Origin of the sequence: Paenibacillus sp. NPDC057886 (genome assembly GCF_042796655.1) — a bacterium.
Taxonomy (GTDB): Bacteria; Bacillota; Bacilli; order Paenibacillales; family Paenibacillaceae; genus Paenibacillus.
The window spans coordinates 157,849-178,280 of the sequence record NZ_JBHVMZ010000011.1; the positions used below are offsets into that span (position 1 = coordinate 157,849).

At 47.5% G+C, this 20,432-nt stretch carries 17 protein-coding genes; 5 read left to right on the forward strand and 12 right to left on the reverse strand.

Annotation, left to right across the window (positions count from 1 at the left end):
- Positions 1–196: 196 nt before the first annotated feature.
- From ACFVQB_RS29810 to ACFVQB_RS29830, 5 genes are all read right to left on the reverse strand, one after another.
- Positions 197–1,243: a hypothetical protein gene (locus ACFVQB_RS29810; protein ID WP_379447976.1), complete on the reverse strand. Its 1,047-nt coding sequence runs from the start codon at positions 1,241–1,243 to the stop codon at positions 197–199.
- 69 nt (positions 1,244–1,312) lie between these two features.
- On the reverse strand, positions 1,313–3,001 hold the full coding sequence (locus ACFVQB_RS29815; RefSeq protein ID WP_379447979.1) for a DUF6138 family protein: 1,689 nt from the start codon (positions 2,999–3,001) through the stop codon (positions 1,313–1,315).
- Positions 3,002–3,347: 346 nt separating this feature from the next.
- Positions 3,348–5,000, reverse strand: coding sequence for an extracellular solute-binding protein (locus tag ACFVQB_RS29820; protein WP_379447982.1), 1,653 nt, complete (start codon positions 4,998–5,000; stop codon positions 3,348–3,350).
- A gap of 99 nt (positions 5,001–5,099) precedes the next feature.
- Entirely contained in the window at positions 5,100–6,692 is a 1,593-nt protein-coding gene (locus ACFVQB_RS29825; protein WP_379447984.1) for a response regulator transcription factor, read from the reverse strand.
- On the reverse strand, positions 6,667–8,427 hold the full coding sequence (locus ACFVQB_RS29830; RefSeq protein ID WP_379447989.1) for a sensor histidine kinase: 1,761 nt from the start codon (positions 8,425–8,427) through the stop codon (positions 6,667–6,669). Before ACFVQB_RS29830 ends, ACFVQB_RS29825 begins: the two co-directional genes overlap by 26 nt.
- A gap of 265 nt (positions 8,428–8,692) precedes the next feature.
- Here ACFVQB_RS29830 and ACFVQB_RS29835 point away from each other — a divergent pair, with 265 nt between their 5' ends.
- Positions 8,693–9,652, forward strand: coding sequence for an ABC transporter permease (locus ACFVQB_RS29835; protein ID WP_379448162.1), 960 nt, complete (start codon positions 8,693–8,695; stop codon positions 9,650–9,652).
- Between the two features lie 12 nt (positions 9,653–9,664).
- Positions 9,665–10,543 carry a carbohydrate ABC transporter permease gene (locus tag ACFVQB_RS29840; RefSeq protein ID WP_076291187.1) on the forward strand — a complete coding sequence of 293 codons (879 nt, stop codon included), beginning with the start codon at positions 9,665–9,667 and terminating at the stop codon, positions 10,541–10,543.
- A 53-nt stretch (positions 10,544–10,596) separates the two neighbouring features.
- Here ACFVQB_RS29840 and ACFVQB_RS29845 read toward each other — a convergent pair whose 3' ends face one another.
- Positions 10,597–10,782, reverse strand: a complete 186-nt coding sequence (locus tag ACFVQB_RS29845; protein WP_379447991.1) for an aspartyl-phosphate phosphatase Spo0E family protein — start codon at positions 10,780–10,782, stop codon at positions 10,597–10,599.
- A gap of 273 nt (positions 10,783–11,055) precedes the next feature.
- A complete protein-coding gene (locus ACFVQB_RS29850) occupies positions 11,056–11,766 on the reverse strand; it encodes a MarR family transcriptional regulator (protein WP_379447994.1) in 711 nt (236 codons plus the stop codon).
- Between the two features lie 178 nt (positions 11,767–11,944).
- Here ACFVQB_RS29850 and ACFVQB_RS29855 point away from each other — a divergent pair, with 178 nt between their 5' ends.
- Positions 11,945–13,507: an FAD-dependent monooxygenase gene (locus ACFVQB_RS29855; RefSeq protein WP_379447996.1), complete on the forward strand. Its 1,563-nt coding sequence runs from the start codon at positions 11,945–11,947 to the stop codon at positions 13,505–13,507.
- A 173-nt stretch (positions 13,508–13,680) separates the two neighbouring features.
- Here ACFVQB_RS29855 and ACFVQB_RS29860 read toward each other — a convergent pair whose 3' ends face one another.
- The 5 genes from ACFVQB_RS29860 to ACFVQB_RS29880 form a co-directional block, all read right to left on the reverse strand.
- On the reverse strand, positions 13,681–14,697 hold the full coding sequence (locus tag ACFVQB_RS29860) for a hypothetical protein (protein ID WP_379447998.1): 1,017 nt from the start codon (positions 14,695–14,697) through the stop codon (positions 13,681–13,683).
- An 18-nt stretch (positions 14,698–14,715) separates the two neighbouring features.
- Complete coding sequence (locus ACFVQB_RS29865; protein ID WP_379447999.1) at positions 14,716–15,714, reverse strand: hypothetical protein; 999 nt, start codon at positions 15,712–15,714, stop codon at positions 14,716–14,718.
- Between the two features lie 25 nt (positions 15,715–15,739).
- Complete coding sequence (locus tag ACFVQB_RS29870; RefSeq protein ID WP_379448001.1) at positions 15,740–16,660, reverse strand: helix-turn-helix transcriptional regulator; 921 nt, start codon at positions 16,658–16,660, stop codon at positions 15,740–15,742.
- A 94-nt stretch (positions 16,661–16,754) separates the two neighbouring features.
- Entirely contained in the window at positions 16,755–16,943 is a 189-nt protein-coding gene (locus ACFVQB_RS29875; RefSeq protein WP_072735590.1) for a hypothetical protein, read from the reverse strand.
- Between the two features lie 140 nt (positions 16,944–17,083).
- Positions 17,084–17,407: an ArsR/SmtB family transcription factor gene (locus ACFVQB_RS29880; protein ID WP_053780179.1), complete on the reverse strand. Its 324-nt coding sequence runs from the start codon at positions 17,405–17,407 to the stop codon at positions 17,084–17,086.
- Between the two features lie 210 nt (positions 17,408–17,617).
- Between ACFVQB_RS29880 and ACFVQB_RS29885 the strand changes: the two genes are divergently transcribed.
- A complete protein-coding gene (locus tag ACFVQB_RS29885; RefSeq protein WP_379448005.1) occupies positions 17,618–18,994 on the forward strand; it encodes an MFS transporter in 1,377 nt (458 codons plus the stop codon).
- Positions 18,995–19,205: 211 nt separating this feature from the next.
- Positions 19,206–20,420: a sugar efflux transporter gene (locus tag ACFVQB_RS29890; protein ID WP_379448008.1), complete on the forward strand. Its 1,215-nt coding sequence runs from the start codon at positions 19,206–19,208 to the stop codon at positions 20,418–20,420.
- Positions 20,421–20,432 lie beyond the last annotated feature (12 nt).

The following is a 20,432-nucleotide window of genomic DNA, read 5'->3' on the forward strand; positions in this document are numbered from 1 at the left end:
GCTAAAATCATAGAAACACACTGAAAATCATGCAACATAACAAACACACATCATTCTGTTCTTCCTGTGATCAGGGGCAGATTCGATGTGTGTTTTTCCTGTACAATAGCGAATACCAACCGGAAAAAGATTACTCTGTGCACTTCAATTGCGCCAAGGATAGTTCCCATGAACTCGCTATTATCTTTCTATTCAATTACACCGCCAAATCGGTTAAACGAATCACTCTCCGATAGTTCATATAATCGATCATATCCTCCCAGTCCAACTCACCTGCATTACCATCACGATAGTATACCGCAGCAGCGGGTAGAAATCCGACCAACGGCCCCATGCCACCACAGATCATCGCGCCACCGTCGCCACCTTTGGGGATCATGGTTCCAGACGTATCAAGCGTAAGCTCATAGTTATAGGGATCTCCAGCAAATTGGACACCAAAAAAGTTAGGCAGCTCCAAATCATACGGACGGTCATCCTCTACTATTAGGGAAGGGTCCGACTCTGCCGATTCACTTACATTTCCCTTCACCTCTTCGAGGCTTCCAAAATGCTTCAATTTCATCGTGTATTCAAAGCTGTCTCCCCATGGAAATAACGTGCGGCAGCCCCCACCGTACAAATACTCCCACTCATCTTCAGTAAGCAAATCAAAACCCGCTTTTTCTTCTTCATCGATTAAATAATCCAACGTCAAATCTTCATTGAACCAAAATATCTGTACTGCCTCACCTTGACGAACCAGACGGAACTCTTGATGCAGCTCATACTGGTTCAGATCTGACAGCTTGAATTTCTCCAACTCTTCTGCAAAATAAGCATTCTCCTGCGCCATCGTTTCAGCTTCCGTCACTTCAAGCCAGCCAAGGGAATGGTTACTGCACTCCACCAGCATGGGAGCAATGTGCACTTCTCTAACCGGAGACATCTGGCTACTTAAAAAAGAATCCACATCCTCCACACCATACTCACTGACCGTCTCCAGCAAATCCGCGGAAGTCTCCTCGTTCATCCCATCCTGCCAACGATCCCAGCCGAGTGTCACCCGATCACCGGGCACAAACACAAATCTCTGCTCATCATACGAAAATACACCTGTCTCGATTCGCTGACCGAATCGTTCAAATGTCTCCAATCCTTCATACATCATACCTGTGGGAAAATGATTGACCAAACCACGCAGCCGCTTCTCCTTTTCCTCAGCAGACAGCCCTTTCCATGCATCCCGATTCAGTGCTTCCACGCACTCCCCCACCTTTCACTTTTGCCTTATACATCACATTAACCTTGAAAATCCCTCACGGGCATATCCTTATTTCCCAGCCGCCTTTAACAGCTCTAACAGCAATTCTTTCCTTCTTCCCTCAGCCTTGCGTGCCAGCGTTGCAAGCTTCTCTACCTTGCCCCAGATCGGATAAAGCACATGCTCCACTTCATAGGTTTCCAGTCCTTGCAACGATTGGACCAGAAGTTTAAGCTTCGCCTCATCCTCCAGCTCTGGCTGGATTTTCAGCTTCAGGGAATCCGTAGAACGACGCAGGCAGACAACTAATGCAGATATGGAACTGGCCGTTACACCATGCTTCTCAGCAAAGGCAACGGTGAATTTATCCTGTACCAACTGGTGCTCATCATCCACTTCTCCCATGTAATATTCTACTAACGGGAAATACCGCTCATCTGCCAGTCCAAGTCCAAAGGTTGCATAACTGCCTGGCATAGAGCTCTTCTCGCCCTCGGTATCCTCGTAAAATTCAAATTCTTCGATGGCCTCACGTGCATATTCTTCAAGCAGCGGACGCAGCTCCGGGTACTCCAGTGCGTTTGCAAAAAATCGGTGCGTATCCGACTTCGCGAGGCCCTTCATAGGCAAATACTGCTTCACGCTGGATTTGAGCTTGATTTTGTAGCTTTTGGGAAAACCCTGCTTCAGTAAACGGGTGATAAAAGCAATGGCCTGTTCGTAGGCAGCTGCTTCTTCCTTGCGAATAATGATGGTAATGATCGAGAACACATCGTTCGCGGTGAACTCCACCAGCTCATTTTTCACATGAATATCTTCCTTGGCATAGGTTCCGCTACCTTCCGTCATCATGCGAACCGCACGGCTACTGCCCAATTGTTTGGCCAGTTCCAAGAAAGTAAGGCCTTTCGGTTTACTGTAACTAGGCTCATAACGAAGAATCATTACTGCTGCATACAGCAGCAGATCGATAGGCTGTGCCACATGCTGCCCATGCTCACTCTGAGGCTGGTCCTCCTCCAAAAAAGCACCTGGCTTAAGTGTATATTCATTGGCACTGTAGGCAGAAGACTGCACATCAAAGTAGCGTGGCAAAAAATAATTCTCCGCCCATGACGTTATCGCACGGATAATATCACCACGATGCTCCGCCAGGGCTTCCTGACGCCCTTTGTTTAACTCCTGTATGCGATCGTATTGCGCGATAGTCCACGCTACTTTCAGTTCAGGAAACAATTTTGGGTCAAGCAGGTGACGCGTCAGAAAAAAGGATTCCAACGGCTTTGTTGGATATGAACCTTTCAGCAGCTTTTGGTCTACGTATGTATGAATGCGCTCAAGCAACTGCTGCCTCTTCCCTTCGTTGATATATTCGAGCATGGTCACTTGGAGCTTTCCTTCTGTCGTTGGAAATTTCCCGCGAAAGGTAAAACGATAGTCGATCAGCGGCGTATCCGCCAGCTTGTCCAATTTCTCTTGAACCACTTCTACAAGTTTGGGCTGGATTTCATTCCGCACTTGTTCCTCCGTAAAGGGACCGGCTTTCTTCGATTTCAATCCTTCATCCAATCCAAGATCCACACTTTCTACCGTGGTCCGTCCAGGTCTGTAATCCAGCAAAATATCATTAAAGATCCCCATTTGCAGCGTTGTTCGCTTCACAGCCTTTTCCAGGTCATCCCGCTTCATCTGTTCATCAAACCATTCATGAATTACCGCAATCATCTCTTCCATTGCCTGATCATAGAGTGTACTCATCCTTCGACCGCCTTCCCATTTATCTAATATTCATAAGTAACTGCTCCCCAAAACGCCTGATCTAATCAGATCATTCCTTAGACCATCTATGCTAAAAATGCGTATTAGTGTTCGTATATTACCTATTATTTTACTCTCTCAGGCATCAGCGAAACAATAAGTCTTACGCACGGTTGTACACCGAGAAATTAATGGTTCGGCTTGTCCGCACATGTCTATGCATCCCGCACACAAAACAAAAACACCGGATTCAGGCGATTTCCCGCCCAAATCCGGTGTATTCACGAAATACTTCTTCCTTCTTTTATTACTTTAGTATGATTCATCTGGTGAATCATTCACGGTATTAATTGACTGTTTTGAACCATTCATTAACTTCCGTTGTGATTTGATCGCCGCCCATGGATTTCCACTTTGTCACGAACGCGTCAAATTCATCGATGCCAACCTGACCGTAAATGATTTTGCTGAACGTATCTTTCTCCAGCTTGTCGAGCGCGTCTTTCTTCATTTTCATCGTATCCGTAGGTGCACCCGTGAATTTATTCTTGATTGCATCATCCTTATGAGCTACCACAACTTGAGCCGCAGCGAACACTTCCGGTTTGTTTGCAATACTTGTATTCTTCTCAAACGGTGTTTCAGGCTCCTTGCCCGAAGCAAGCTCAGCCAGTGTATCCATCATCAGATTCGGAATACGTGCACCATCATAAGTGAGTGTATATTTCAGCGGAGATACACCATCTTTCACTTCAGCTTCACCAAGCACTTTGCCATCTACAATATCAAAGTCATATCCTTGGGCAAAGCCATGTTCGAACTCCCCACCCACTTCTGGATTAGCGAAGTTATCGAACAAATAATTTTGATACGTGAAGAAAATTTCCGGGTTTGCCATATCCTTGTTGATCAATACGACCCCGTTGCTGGCACCTGAACCGTGGTGATGGCTCTCGCCAGTCGGTCCCGTTGGCAGGGCAATGGCTTTGTAGGTAGCGCCGTCCACATTTTTCTTCACATCATCGATCGGCCAGTTTGGCATCCAGTGTGGTCCCACAATGATTCCCGCTTTGCCTGCTGTAAACAGTTCTGCTGCCTTAATCTCGTCATATACGCCGGCTTCCTTCGGCAGATAACCTTTGGACAACCAGTCTTTCATCGTTGCAAGTCCTTCTTTCACACCCGGTTGAACCGAACCATATTCCAGTGTTCCTTCTGCATTCAGATTCCATTGTCCCGGCATCGTGTTATACATCCCGAAGATCCAGCCGGATTCAGTCATCCAGGTATTCAGGGCATTTTTCATGCCGACCGTCAGACCGTACGTATCCTTCTTACCGTTACCATCCGGGTCCTTATTCGTGAATGCATCCATCACCGTCACGAGCTCATCGATCGTTTTAGGTTCTTCCAGTCCCAGCTTTTTCAGCCAGTCTTCACGGATAAACATAACTGGATCACCATTGTAGGCATAGTCGAAGATCGGAATACCATATCGTTTACCTTCGTACATGTACGGGTACCACTCTTCCGAAGCAGATTCGGCAGCCCCTTTCCATGTGTCGGATGCATACTTGTCGAACAGTTCACCTGCATCGGCGAATTTACCCGACTCAATCAACTCACGAACCAGATTGTAGTCACCGCGAATGGAGACGATATCCGGCATCTCTTCGTTAGCCGACAGGGAGAGACGAAGCTTCGTGTAAAAAGCATCATTGGTCACGGATACAGCCCAAGGTGTGGTCAGGTCGATGCCCAAACGTTCTTTGGCCCATTTGGTGTGCACGTTGTTCTGTGCTGTCTCTCCGTTCTTAAACTTTGTATCATCATTCCAGGCCCGCAAATAGCTCATCTGAACCGCAGGTTCATACTTACCGTCTTGCAGCGCAAGTGGCGCAGCCGCTTCCTTGGATGGTTCTTCCTTTGCCCCCGAACTGCATGCCGTTACGGCAACCATCGTCAGTGCAAGCAATGCAGTCATCATTTTTCTATACATGAAACCCCTCCTCAATCACTTTGAATGCCCTTACATGAAAAGGATAGTGCAGCCGGGGAAGCAAACATATATCACAATTTCAATGTTCATATTGATTTGTTAACCGTTCCGAAAATCCTGCGGGGTCAGGCCATAATGTTTGCGGAATACTTGAATGAAATAAGGAGTATTGTTGTATCCCACTTCCTGGCCGACTTCATATATCTTCATTGCCGTATGCTTCAGCAAATGAACAGCACGTTCCATGCGGGAACGGATAATGTAATCACTGATGCCTTCACCTGTCGATTGTTTATACATTTTGGACAAATACACCGGATGCAAATGCACCTCGCCTGCAATAACCTGCAAGGACAGATCTTCGCCCAGATGATGGTCAATCCATTGCTGGACCTGTCTGATCATGTTCGATCCACTTTCCTGACCCGTGTCGGTTGTGCTTTGAGCCCATTGTTCCATCACGCTCCGGGTCCACGCTTCCAGACTGCGCAGCGACACGCCGTATCCGTCTTTCAACAGCTGCTGATACTGCTCTCCAAGCACATCGGACAACTGCCTGCCCTCCCGATGGGCCATGTATGAGAAAGCGGCTGCGAGATAGTGAAAAGCAACATAGACATGTTCCGGGAACACACTGTCCGACAATTCGGCGAAAATCGAATCAATCTTGCGATGCGCATCCTCCATCCGTCCTGCTTCCAGCAGTGCAGTTAATCCGGGTGGCTCATACAGCGCCGCAAGTGATTTCAATGTTGCTCCATGGGAACCGGCAGCCGCATTGAGATGCAATCCTTTGCCTGCTTCCGCCTGCTTTCGCAGGGCACTCACTGCCTGATGGTACAGCTGCGGCACCTGCTCCGGAAAACGGCCTATCCGGCTGACTGACAGTGAAATCGTCGCATTCAAATACTGCTTCACACTGTGAAGCAGCCGTTCTCCGAGCCGTCCCATCAGCAGTTCCGGTTCAGACTGTGTCTGTTTCGGGCTTGCCATGAAGACGAGATCATCATACGCATCATCCGTATGGCAGAGATGATAGCTGCTGCCAAAGATCTCTTCCACCACGTTAGAGATAGCGTATTTCATCAGACGGAATGCCTTGTGCGTTGGCTGTGGGTCATCATAGCGGATGAGAAGCAGCTGCATTTTATCCTGAGGACGGAAGCCAATCTCCAACTGCTCCAGCTTTTCTACAAGTTCGCTCTCCGCAAATTTGTGCCCCAGCAGCACATCCTTCATTAATCCAGCCCGCTTCTCCGGTAAGTGTTCCCTCACCGAATACATGGCGCGCTGATGCATTAATTGTTTCTCTCCCTCCAGCCGAATCTGGACGGAGGCCTGCTGCACGGCTTCAATCAGCTCCTCATCCCGCACGGGCTTCAACAGATAACTCACTGTTCCATGACGGAGTGCCTGCTTCGCATAATCAAAGGAGGCGTGTCCAGATAAAATGATACATTTGGTCCGCTCCCACTTTTGCCGAATATGACTCACCAGATCCAGACCGGACAAGCCCGGCATACGAATATCGGTGATGATAATATGGACCTGATGTGCCGCCATTTGCTGCAATGCCTCTTTCACCGAGTACGCCTTATATACGTGTCCAATCCCATGTTCCCTCCACGGTATGGAGGCTGCAATCGATTCCACCGCTGAATGTTCATCATCCACGACCATTAGATTCATCATTAGGATATTCCTCCTCAAACCATCGTATTTCCACACTAAGCCCCCCATAGGGGATCTCTGCAAAATGAAGCCCTGAAGAATGACCATATCGTGTAACGAGCCTCTGGTGTACATTCCAGGTACCCGTGCCAATTTCTTCACCCATCGGTTCATTGATTTCTCGTTCAAGACCGGCAATCTCTTCCGGCGTCAAAGTAACACCGTCGTTATCGACAAACAAACTATATCGTGTGTATTCCCTTCCATCGATTTGCTCTTGTGCTGCCATGCCTGTAACTACGATGTGACCGCTCCCCTCCATCGGTTCAATGCCGTGAATGACTGCATTCTCCACGATAGGCTGGATCAGCAACCTTGGAATGTGCTGCTGCATCAGTTCTTGCGGTACGGCAATCTCATACGACAAACGGTTGGTGCGCATCTGTTGGATGGACAAATAATTGTCCAACAGCCGAATTTCCTCTTCGACGGTCGTCATCTCGTTCTCATCACGTGTGATGTAGCGGTAGTAATCTCCCAGACTGAGCGACATGGCTATAACCGCTTCGCGGTTGCCGAGCTGCGTCATATTTTTAATATAAAACAGGCAATTGTACAAGAAATGAGGATTAATCTGTGATTGCAGATGCTTCAACGTCGCTTCCCGCGAGCGGATGCGTTCCTCATATACCTTTTCGATCAGCTCCTGGATCTGCTCAGCCATGTGATTGAAGCTCTGAGTCAGGTATGCGAATTCATCACGGGAGTGATCCACCGGAATTCGTGTGGACAGCTGTCCTTTGCGAATCTGCTGTAATCCTCTCATCAGACGTTGTATCGGCACCTGTACCTTTCGGTATAACAACAGTGCAGCGCCAATACTGAGTACGAGCAGCAGCAAAATCGAGGTTATAAACATATTTCGGCTCTTGTCCATAGGCGTTAGCAAATCATCCAGCACAACCGGGTTAACATAGATTCCGTTCAGCTGTTTGGAGAGAACATAACTGACCAAGTACTGCTTGCCCCCCACCTCCAGCTGATGATTGCCTTCACTGCCCAACGCGTTTAGCGGCATGTCCTCCATGATGGCCTGAATCAGTTCAGGGTCCGCACTTCGATTCAATAACGGCTCATTGCCAGGTACAAATAGAAAGGGATCTCCCCCTTGGGCCTCCTTGAAGTCGTCCAGCATGGCTACAATGTTCATCGGATCAAAATTAATTTCCATCACGGTTCGCACACCCGTGGTCACCGGTTTGGCACTCCACTCATAATTATCCGTGAAGAAGTAGGTAAAACTCCCCTGATCCAATTGCCACTGTCCAGGGCGGGGAAACTTCAACATATTCTCATTGTAAACGGTTCGACTTGCCTTGGTGGATAAAACCAACTCTGCCTGAGGCAGCACAATGGTAATATCGTTCTTCCAGCGGCTTGTGGACTGATATAGCGACAATTTGTCGAGAATATCGAGATAGATGCTGTTTTTCTCATATTGGCTGGTCGATTCTGTCATGTAACGATAGTGTAGAATGCTGGGATCACGCAGTAAAGTCAGCCCGTAAAGCGAGAGTTGTTCAATATTTTTATCCACCTGAGAGCTAAAATAGTTGAACTGGTTCAAGCTGGACTGTTGCTTCTCCTCGACGATCATGTCAACGTTCGCCTGATTGGCGTATGTATAGAGCAACAAGATGGGTACCAGCAAGCAGACCAGCAGCATGACTGTTTTCGAGAATACTGTAAATTTCATTGCTTCACCCTGTCCCGGATTAAAGTAAAGATACACATCGAAGTCCTATTTTATATTGAAACCCCTTACATATCTATACTGAATTTCAAATGAGTCACTATTCGGTATACGTTTTTAACAAGTTAATAAATCAACATCTGCCTTGAAATGTTGTTCTATAGCCCGCCCGTTTCCATTGCTATAATTCAGTTGCTCCACTATTTGCAGAGGCTGACTGGCCTCATTATGCAGAGGCTGGACGATATAAAGGAGGGACCTGATGGCTATGGAACAACCACTAACGACCAATACGCCGGTGCGGCAGGCAACACACAATCCACGCAAACGAACCCGCTGGAATTTCAAACGCACTTGGCCGCTGCATCTGATGCTGCTGCCTTCGGTACTGCTCACATTGCTGTTCGCCTATGTGCCTATGGGCGGCATTATTATTGCTTTTCAAGATTTCAAACCATGGCTGGGATTCACCGGCTCCAAATGGGTAGGATGGGATAACTTCCGATTCATGTTCGAATATCCGGACAGTGTTCAGGTCATCTGGAACACGGTGCTGATTGCCGCCATGAAAATTGTGGCCGGACTCGTGGCTCCGGTTGTGTTTGCCATTTTGCTGAATGAAGTACGGAACTCCACATTCAAAAGGTTCTCACAGACACTGGTATATCTGCCCCACTTCCTGTCCTGGGTTGTACTGGGTGGTATCCTGCTGGACATGCTCTCCCCCGAAGGCGGACTGGTGAACCAGGTGCTGGCGGCTGTTGGCATTGAACCAATTTTCTTTCTGGGTGATGGCGATTGGTTCCGTGTAACCGTAGTCATTAGTGATGTATGGAAGGAATTCGGATTTGGTACCATTGTCTTTCTTGCAGCCCTCGCGGGCATCAACCCTGCTTTGTACGAAGCTTCCGAAGTTGACGGGGCAACACGGCTTAAGCAGACTCTGCACATTACGCTGCCTGCACTCGTGCCGATGATCATTGTGGTGGGAACACTATCACTGGGGAATATTCTTAATGCCGGATTTGACCAGATTTTTAACCTGTACAATCCACTTGTATATGATAAAGGCGATATTATTGATACGTTTGTTTACCGGATGGGTATTTTGAATGGCAAAATGAGCTTTGCGACTGCGGTTGGTTTGTTTAAATCTTTCGTCGCCATGTTCCTCGTTATTACTGCCTACCGGATGGCTTACAAAATCGCCAATTACCGCATTTTCTAAGGAGGAATTAAGGTGTATCACAAAACGACCGGATACCGTATATTTAACGGCTTCAACTTGTTCTTCATCGCGGCCGTCTCGCTGCTGTGTGTGCTGCCGCTTGTCCACATTCTGGCGGTTTCCTTCAGCGGTAAAGCGGCAGCTTCCGCCAATCTGGTAACGCTCTGGCCAATTGACTTTACAGTCGATGCCTATACCAAAACGTTTGGTAACAGCAACTTTCTGAGCGCGCTCTGGATCTCGGTGCAACGTACCGTGTTCGGTACGTTGCTCAGTATGGTGCTGGTCATCCTGACAGCATATCCTTTATCCAAGGAAAGCCTGAATTTCAAGGGACGTTCACTGTATGCGTGGTTTTTCATCTTCACGATGCTGTTCAGCGGCGGACTGATTCCGTCCTATATCCTGATTCAGAAGCTGGGACTGATCAACACCCTGTGGGCTCTGATTTTGCCGGGCGCTGTAGCGGTCTGGAACCTGATTCTCATGATGAACTTCTTCCGTAACGTGCCCAAAGAGCTCGAAGAAGCGGCGTTCATCGATGGCGCCAATCACATCACCACATTGTTCCGCATCTATCTGCCCGTATCCATGCCAGCCATTGCCACGATCTCCCTATTCACCATGGTGGGACAATGGAATTCCTGGTTCGACGGGTTGATCTATATGAATGACGCAGCCAAATATCCGCTCGCTACATTGATGCAAACGATTATCGTGCAGCAGGATTTCTCCAACATGAACGTGGATGCAACACAGCTCCAGAACATGTCGCAGCGTACGGTCAACGCAGCCCAGATCTTTATCGGGGCTCTGCCAATCCTGCTCGTGTATCCGTTCTTGCAGCGATTCTTTGTAAAGGGAATTGTGCTTGGGGCTGTAAAAGAATAGGGTTAATACACAGAATGAATTCGCATCATTTCATCCCGAGGTTTAAAATGCTTTTATGATTTACTTCGGGATGATTTCCCGCGAATGGCGTTGTTATATTCATTAATTAGCTCATCCAGAACCATCGATTGATGAATGACCTCCGGATGCCACAGTTCTTTATGAGAATTTGCAATCTGGTAGAGCCTCTGTCGTGCTTTTTCGATACATTCCTGAATGGTTTCCGGATTATGCACCATACTCCCGCCCCCTGTTGTCCTTCAATATCCTTCATCCAAAAAAGACCATCTATTATAATATTCGGAACAAAGGGAGCTGCGGATTACCCCAAAATCAAATTTATGGTTATTTTTTCTTGTACAGGTTGAAATAAGGATGAGCTATGGACTCAGATGGTGCAAAATACGAAAAAATACCGGATAGGCTTATCAAGCCTTATCCGGTATTTTGTTATAGCTTAATTTATTGTTCGCAGAACCCTTCAGGCCATTTCCATATGAAATAAGCCGAGACTAGTCCTCATAATCTGCAAAAAAAACATCATTCAAAATGGTTTTGGCTTTCTTCAAATTACGGGAATCCAACTTGTTGAGCATAGACATGATCTCGCTCATTTCCTCGGTCGATGACGAAGAGCTATTAGCCTTATAAGCTCCTGAATCCTTGCTTGTAGGCGCATCTCTTCGGGCGGATTCAATAGCCTCCTCCTCTGTCTCTAAATGAATCCATGATGTATGCAACGTCTTCTGGAGGGTGTTGACGAGAAACTGTAACTCATCCTCGTTATACCGTTGCAAGAAATGATGAACCCCAAGATCAATCTGATGATGCAGGCCCTGATGCAAACGATAAATCTCTTTTCCGAGCGATGTGGTACGGAATAGAACTTCTTTTTTGTTATCCGGAAGTGACTCGGTTACGATGATGTTTTGAGACACGAGTCTTCTTGTAATCTTGGAGACTGTCCCTTTGGAGAAGCCGAATTGTTTTGAAATGGTTATGCCGTTTACTGGTTCAAGTGTACCGATCGCATCCAGCACATGCAGCATCGTCACCGTCATTTCTTTGATTAGCTCTTCAACAGCCGGATTAGGACTATTTTGGATCAGCCACTGTTTTTCTTCGTCATCTTCTGATTGGAATCTGATCTGTATATCTTTCACTGCTTCCAATACTTCTTGAATTAAGTGATCTCTATTTTGATTTTCCGATGGGTCGATCATTCAATTTTCCTCCAACGATTGTTAGCTTAAGACCAGTATATCAGGGTATGTCCGACAATTAAAGTTTCCCGGAAACAATATTGACAATAGATAAGGATTAAATTATTATTGTTTCATCTGAAATCAAAAAGTTTCTAACGAAACAATATTCAAAGCATGATATCTCATCCATTGCAATATGGGTGATCAGGAGGAGATTCAACTGACCCAACATTACGATATTGACGTACTCATCGCTGGAGCTGGCCCGACTGGCTCCGCTCTTGCAGTCGACCTGATACGACGAGGCCTTCGTGTCCGACTGGTTGACAAGGCCTCTCACGCCTTTCAAGGTTCTCGCGCCAAGGGAGTTCAACCAAGAACCCAAGAGGTTTTGGAGGACTTCGGCGTGCTGGAAGAGGCTCAGTCAGAGGGAAGTTCTTACCCGCTTGCCGGTTTTCATATTGGACCGTTAACTGTGCCTTGGCGCATGCAGCAGCAAAATAAACCAACAACCAACGATCCGTATCCAAACATTCTCCTATTGGCGCAACACCGAACGGATGCCATCTTACACCGCCTACTGAAACGTCTCGGCTTAAACATTGAATTTAACAACGGGTTGGAGCAATTCGAACAGGATGCCAATGGAGTGACGGCGACTCTCTCTTCCGGGGAAAAGGTTCGCAGCAGATATCTCGTCGGAGCAGATGGAGGTTCGAGCATCGTTCGCAAAGGGGCAGGTATCCGATTTATTGGAGAGACTACCGACTCTGACCGTACACTCATCATCGACGGCTCGATCGACAAACTGTCTCGCAATAGGTGGCATATGTGGCCACGCACACGTGGCACGTTTGTCGGAGCTTGCCCGCTGCCACACTCCGATCAGTTCCAAGTCATGATCAGGCTGGCACCAGATGAAAAGCCTAACCTTGACGAAGCCGCACTGGCCGCTCAATTCCATAAACTCACAGGTTTGCGACTCCACCACATCACCTGGAGTTCGGTGTTTCGTCCCAACGTTCGGCTGGCTGAGCACTATCGGTCGGGTCGCGTCTTCATTGCAGGCGATGCTGCTCATGTCCACACCCCAGCCGGTGCACAGGGTCTCAATACAGGTATACAGGACGCCTATAACCTCGGTTGGAAAACAGGGCAGGTCATTGCTGGGGCACCCGATAGTCTGCTTGACAGCTACGAAGCTGAGCGTCAACCGATTGCCGCTCGTGTCCTCAGCAAATCCAGCGAGCTGTACGCCAGTCTAGACAAAAATCGCCTGGCTAGCCTCAAGCGTGGAGACGAGGAACGACAGCTTAGACTTTCGTACCATGGTGGGCCGCTCGCATCTAGCGAAGAATCGGCCACGAAGACCCTTCATGTAGGTGACCGGGCGCCAGATGCTCCCTGCACCGGACCCGGTGGGGAACCGCGTCTGTTCGACATCTATCAGGGGCCTCACTTCACTTTGCTTGCCTTTGGCCCTAACGCTGCCAAGATACTCCCTAAGTTGAACTGGCCAACCAGCGGTGCCGAATTACACTGCTACGTCGTTGGTACCGCACACGAATCAGATCAGAACGTCCTCCATGACTACAGCGGCCAACTGACCCGCATCTATGGCATTACCGGCGACACGCTGGTCATGATACGGCCAGATGGCTACATCGGGAGCATCATCACGGCCGATTGGCAAGCAAGCTTCGACAACGTAGCCAGAATGTTGGCCCCGCCGCATTCCATCGGAGCCAACTCGAATTGAAGCTCATGTGAGACAATAATTGCTGATGCTGCTAATGTATGAGGACCGTCATTACGGCCATAGATGTGGCTGAGCTAAACACAAATAAAACCGGAAACGACCACACTCAGGGGTCATTTCCGGTCTTATTTGTCATATACTCTTTCCATTTTGGAGAAATTGCACTGTTCCATTCATCTTAATCCAATATCCTCAAAACGATTGCCAATCGTCTCTGGGAATGCTTGTTTAATGGCATCAATAGCTCGCTGTTCCGTTTCCCCCGCCTGCTTGATCAGATGGATCACCCTTAGCACATGCCCTGGTTCCTTCGCATTCCAAGCTGTTGAATCCTCAACCTTCTCCATCATTTCTGCATATAGGTCTGCGAGTAACGCATACTCCTGTACAACATAATTCATCTGATTGGACAAATGCTTAAGCTCTGCAACATAGGAGGCCATATCCTTTCTTGATTTAGCATAATAACGTAAAACAATAGCAGCTTGATCGGTTTCATATGCCCCAGATTGCAGGGCAGCAGCAATGGCTGCATAAGCAGCGGGTCCACAGGCGTAATCCTGGGGTGGCAGCATATAATCATGGGTTTCCCATTTGTACACGGCCTGAATTAATGATTCCTTGCACACTTCCCATACGTCTACGGTTGTATGAGATTCAAGCACCTGATAGTACCAGTATGGTGTGCTGTTCCGACCAAAAGAATCATAGGGCAGATGAACAACCTTATTTCCTTCACTTTCACAGATATACAGTACCTGCTCCCCATCATCATATCCCGTGCAAATGACAAACTGATCATGCCACAGAATGGCCCCTACACCTCGGTCAATGGAAGCTTTAATATCCAGCAAGGCCTGCTTCTGATAAAGCGGAAAGATTGGTTCGAACGAAAATCCCCCGTGTTGTCCGGTCGTGACGCCAATGAAATCAGCAGCTACAAAGTTCTCGGCCATCCAGTTGTACGCCGAAATCGATTCTGTCGTTAGACGCCAATCCACTACTAATCGAAACACACTTGCGGTCATCCCCGCAATCATGTGACGCGGTAAATCCGTCCACTGTTTGTGCACCAGAATCCGGTACATCGCATCTATATAGGAGCCCGCTCCGTTCCATGATATATGCTCATCCCCAAAACTCTGTGTTTTTGGAACATGAATCCAATCCGGCAGAATTTTACTCCCCATCCTCTACTTCTTCCTTTCCTATCTCGCCGAGTGCGCTCCCCACCGGGGTACAGTGGACCGTTTGCGGTCAGGATACTTTAGGGATATCAAACGAAAATAATCAACAGCCTGCTCTTCCAGTGCTTTCGCTTCCAATAATGCCTGTGCCAGTTTCTCTGTGGCATCTGCCTGTATAATCCTTCTGTTATGCTCCTGAATCATGCATTCCTTCATCTGTATAATCAATGCTCCAAGCTGTTCATAGCATGCATAGGCTTGGTCCAGTTCGGTCCATATCCCCCGCGCATCCTGCAAAACCATCTGAATTTCAGTTCGGGACTGGCAATAGGATTCCAGAATATACGCAGCACCCGATTCATCGTAATCTCCACTCCGAAGGGCCTCTACCCACACGTCATACGCCAGTCTGCCCGAAGCGAAATTCCGATCAGGCAGCAGTCGATAAGGAATGTCCCAATCCTCAATCGCCAATCTCAATGATTCTAACAGCATCTGTTGTTCGGGAATATGTACCTGGTCACCAAAGACCTGACAATACCAGAACCCAGTGAAGTTTAATCCGAAATTGTCATACAGTAAAATCTGCGGTTCCTTGCTCCAGCCATCTTGCACATAAAAGATGCGATCACTGTCATCATACCCATGAATGACACCAAATTCCGGAATCCAGTAGATTACCCCCATGCCTCCATCCAGGCTGCGTTTCACCCAATTCACCGCATCCCGCTGGTAATACCCAAATGTGGGATGACGTGTCCGTCCCCCATCCCAGATCGTGAATATCCCCAGGTTATCGATTCCAGGGCGATGGGATTCTCCCCATTGACCATAGGCTGTAACCGACATAGGCAGTAGTCTGCGATGCACCGAAAGTTTGAATGCCATACCCGTATATCCAGCTAGCACATACTTGGAACCCTGAAACAGACCCGCATGGGTCAATACAGCGTGTAGGCTATCCACATACGATTTGGACTCCCGCTTCATCATCAAGTTGTCTAACACAACTTCAGTCAAAAAAATCCCCCTTTCTATGGTTTCTCTAATTCACGTTTGTCTTGCGCTGTACTGCGAGCCTGTCGATTATTCCTTCAGCACTTTGTTGAAGCTTTCGTCTAAGCCACGTTGGAGACAACAGTTCTTCCCATTCGCTAATGAACAAATGCTGTAGGAAAGCAGCCGTATCATAAAATTCAATCCAATAAACCTGATCTTGCTTCTCCCGAATCCGATATCCTTGCCACAGCTCTGTTTGCTGCACTTCTTTCAGTCTTATTTCAGCGACAAACGGTTTACGGACAGGCAGCGCCTCTTCCCATGCCCCCAGCAACCCGTCTGTCTGACACTGAAACGTCTCGTTCGTGATCTGCACATGAATCATGCCTTCCAATCGGATGGCCGTTTGCTGTAAAGGGTCCTTTTCATAACCAACCACATAATCGGCGTTGAACTGGGACAGCATCTTCAATGGACACCAGGTAAATTGCCGTTCTCCGACATGATCTCTATAATGGATATGTACTTTGCGGGATTCGGCAATCGCATGGGACAAAATCTCAAAAAATTGAAGTTGCTGCGGATCTGCTCTAAACACAGGAAGCTGACTACTTCCCGTCTGCTGTTCCTCGAGCGTAAAACGCTCCAGCAAATGTGCCACACGCTTCACCGCATCCGACTGATCATAATTGTAATGCCGATAACGATGTGCCAGATACTTAAGCACCCGCTGTTCTTCTTCCGTCATATATAAATGGGGCAGCCGGTAGGTCTGATCCTCGTAACAATACCCCCGATATTTTGCTATATACACCAGGGGGGCACGCAGAGAAATCGCCATATATTCAATATCTCGCTGGGCCTGGCGCCTGGATATTTCAAATTCACGTGCAAGCCAGCTGCTGTTCGGAAAACGTCCACAACGAACCTGCTCGTCAAACCAGTGAATACGATGCATATTGCTCATTTTCCCGCCCCCTGGTTCTTTCTGGTTGTTTCGGTATTTTCTAATTGTATTATATCAAAAGACATGGCCCGTTCCGAAGAACAGGCCTGTTACGTTATACGGTTACCTTGTCCACTCTGGACTGAACAGCTTTGGAGCATTTCTTGCATACTTTCAAACTCGTACCATCTGTTTTGGTTTGCGAATACAACAATTTAATCCGGGTACTGCTGCACACCGGGCATGTTCCTCTTCCTCGAGATGGCAGATTCCACAGGACGCGTCCTCTTTTTGTTTTTGCCAACGTTTGTGAACCTCTTTTCGATATGGTTTGTGTGTTCACCGTTATTATAGAGGGCATGGTACGACATAGAATGTCGCAGCAGTATGGAACATTCTGAACATAAAAAATGTCCCCTCTTCGGTCTGAAGAAAGGACATTTTTTAGGAATCATGTATTTCTGACTGAGCTGCTGCTTGTAACAAAGGCTGCAACAGACCAGGAAAACGCACTTCCAGATCCTCCGATCTTAGCGTCAGGAAATGCTGTGTACCTTGTACTCTCACCCGAATGACTCCGGCTTCCCGCAGGGTCCGAATATGGTGTGACATCGTGGATTTCACAACAGGTGCACGAAAATGACTGCATGGCTGCTCACCATTTCTGGCTGCTTCTGTTACAATCCCAAGACGGATGGGATCACTTAAAGCGTACAATACGGAAGAAAGTTCAATATCCTCCACCTGGGGATGATGCAAAATTTTCATTGTTGTAGTCTCCTTTTTTTCAGACTATCCATTGTATTTTAGCATAGTTCCATGATATATTTCTAATGTTCGATACCAATCGAACTTATAAACATATTTCGTTTATGTATCCCTTGCTGCCAGGCATGGGATTCACACATATCACATTTTGCAAATGTTACACACCGTTTCTGAAATGTTGCGAAATACACATCAATCTAGGAGGTTTTTATGAACAACACCGCAACTGCATCATCTGGGGAACGGACAGCAGGAATACAGGAAGGGTTAATCGTAAGTCTGCTTGGCTTCACCGTTGTGCTTGTCGTTATGAATACGATGATGTTCAATCTGGCCCTGCCCAAAATTGCAGCCGAATTTATGCTCTCATCTGTCTCTTCTTCCTGGATTGTCACCGGTTATTCCATCGTTTTTGCTATTTCCTCGATCACGTTCTCACGTCTATCGGATTTTGTGCCGATTCGCACCCTGTTTACTACCGGTCTTACACTGCTTGGTGCGGCATCCGTTCTTGGTTTCTTCAGTAACCATTTTATCCTTCTGCTCATTGCACGTCTGATTCAGGCTGCGGGTGCAGCTTCTGTACCGGGGCTTGCTATCGTTCTTATTACTCGTTACATTCCGAGTGACCGCCGGGGTAAATCCATGGCTGTTGTCATGTCCGCCAGCTCACTGGGTCTTGGACTCGGACCTGTGATCGGCGGTAGTATTACACAGTTTCTCGGGTGGCATGATCTGTTTATCGTTACCGGACTAACCTTGTTTCTGATCCCTGTATTTTTCAAATTACTTCCAAGTGAGATGCCGCAAAAGGGTTCATTCGACTTGCTCGGCGCACTGTTACTGGCGATCGGAACAACCGGCGTCCTGCTATTCCTGACTTCGCGTGAATGGGTAACCCTTGTCATTGGTGTGGCTGCACTGGTTCTGTTCTGGTTACGAATTCGCCGTGCGGCTGATCCCTTTGTTCAACCGGCCCTGTTCAAAAACAAAAAATATATGATGCTCAGCTCACTGGGGATTGTATCGTACATTAACAACTTCTCGACGCTGTTCCTGCTGCCGCAAATTCTGGCACATCTGTATGGCCTGACTCCGGCCCAGTCCGGGCTTGTCATCTTCCCGGGTGCAATCGTGTCCATGCTGTTATCCAATCGGATTGGACGCATGATTGACCGGCACGGTAATACTCAATTGCTCAAGTTCGCACCATGGTTGCTGCTCGCTGCTGCCGGACTGTTTGCTCTTTTTGCAGACGATAGCATCTATGCCATTATGGCGGTATACATTCTGCTTAGCGTAGGCTTCTCTGCCCTGACAACGAGTGTATCCAACGAGTTATCGGGCAATCTGACGATGGATCAGGTGGGTGCTGGCATGGGACTGTTCCAGCTCAGCCAGTTCTTCAGCGGAGCATTCAGTGTTGCCGTAACTGGTGTGGCATTGACAGCCATGCAGCAATTGCCATTATCCTCGGCGTACACCAACATTTTCTGGGGCATGACTGTGGTTGCTCTGGCATCCATTATTTTCTCCCAGGTGTATCTGAGAATGCAGTCACGGAAAAAAACCGTCGCTTCACACTAAGCAAGTTCAAAAGGTTCAAAAGGATTTCATAGTAGACTCTTCATATAAGAAAGCCAGGGATTGGACCAATAGGGTCTGATCTCTGGCTTTTTTGTTTGTTATTAGAATAAAAGAATCACTCCGTATTACTTTTTCTCTGTTTTTCTTATATCATAACCAGATAGTATATATATTTGGAAAATGATAAAACCAAGGGGATGTCTAATCACATATGAAGCTTCAACCGTTTAGTTCACTATTTCGTATCCCTACATACCGGCTGTTTCTCGTTTGTATGTTGTTGCAAGGCATGGCTATTTCAATAAGCGGTCCCTTTCTGGCGGTCTACTTTACAACCCGCCTCGAAGTATCCATCGCAACATTCGGATTATTCACTGCAGTAACTCTAATGGCGGGTGTACTGTTCAGTTCCTGGATCGCCAGACGCTCGGATCAACCCGGGGCTCGTAAAATCATTCTGGTTACCGCCATGATTTGCAATGCTCTTGCTTTTGCCGGGTATCTGTGGATTCACGATTTCACTTTATTATTCATCTATATGACAGCGCTGACTGCGCTCGGATCTCCCGCCATGCCACAATTGTTCGCAGCGGCAAGAGAAGCGGTCAATACCGCAACGGACGTCGATCATGCTGTGGCCAATTCAACCCTGCGCTCCGCGTTTTCACTGGGGTTTATTACGGGACCTTTAATCGGAACTTTACTTATCGCGTATATTGGGTACACCGGTATTTTCAGTTCAACATGTCTTATTTTTTTGATCAATGCGCTATTATTTTTCTTTCTGTTAAAAAAGGCCCCCGAGCCTCCAACCCTCCATGCATCTACAGGTGGCATACATATGAAGTTGCATCAGGATGCAAGAATCTATATGCCTTTTCTCATTACCACACTCCTGTATATGGCACATTGGATGAATAACCTGAATGCATCACTGTTCATTATTCACCATCTGGGCGGGGGAACCCGGGAAGTTGGCTGGATCTCCAGTCTTTGCGCGGGGCTTGAAATTCCCATTATGTTGGGTCTGGGACTGCTTGCCTCTAAGTATCCCAACCGCTCACTCATGTTATGGGGCTCCCTGATGGGAGCCGCTTATTATGTCATTGTTTTGTTCTCCACGGAACTGTGGCACTTGCTGGCCGGACAACTATTGCTCGCATTCTTTGTCGCCGTCATCTCTGCTATCGGTATCAGTTACATGCAGGACCTGCTTCCATCCATGCCCGGTTATGCGTCAACACTCTATTCCAATGCCTCCACGTTGGGAAGATTATTTGGTAGTCTGGTAGGGGGATGGACAGCTGGAGCGTGGGGGTATCGAAATTCCTATTGGGTATGTCTGCTGCTTGTTCTGCTTTCGTTAGGCATGCTTGTTGTCACACAACAATTTTCAAAAGAGAAACGTCAGACGCTTTCACTCTAAGCAGATCCGTAT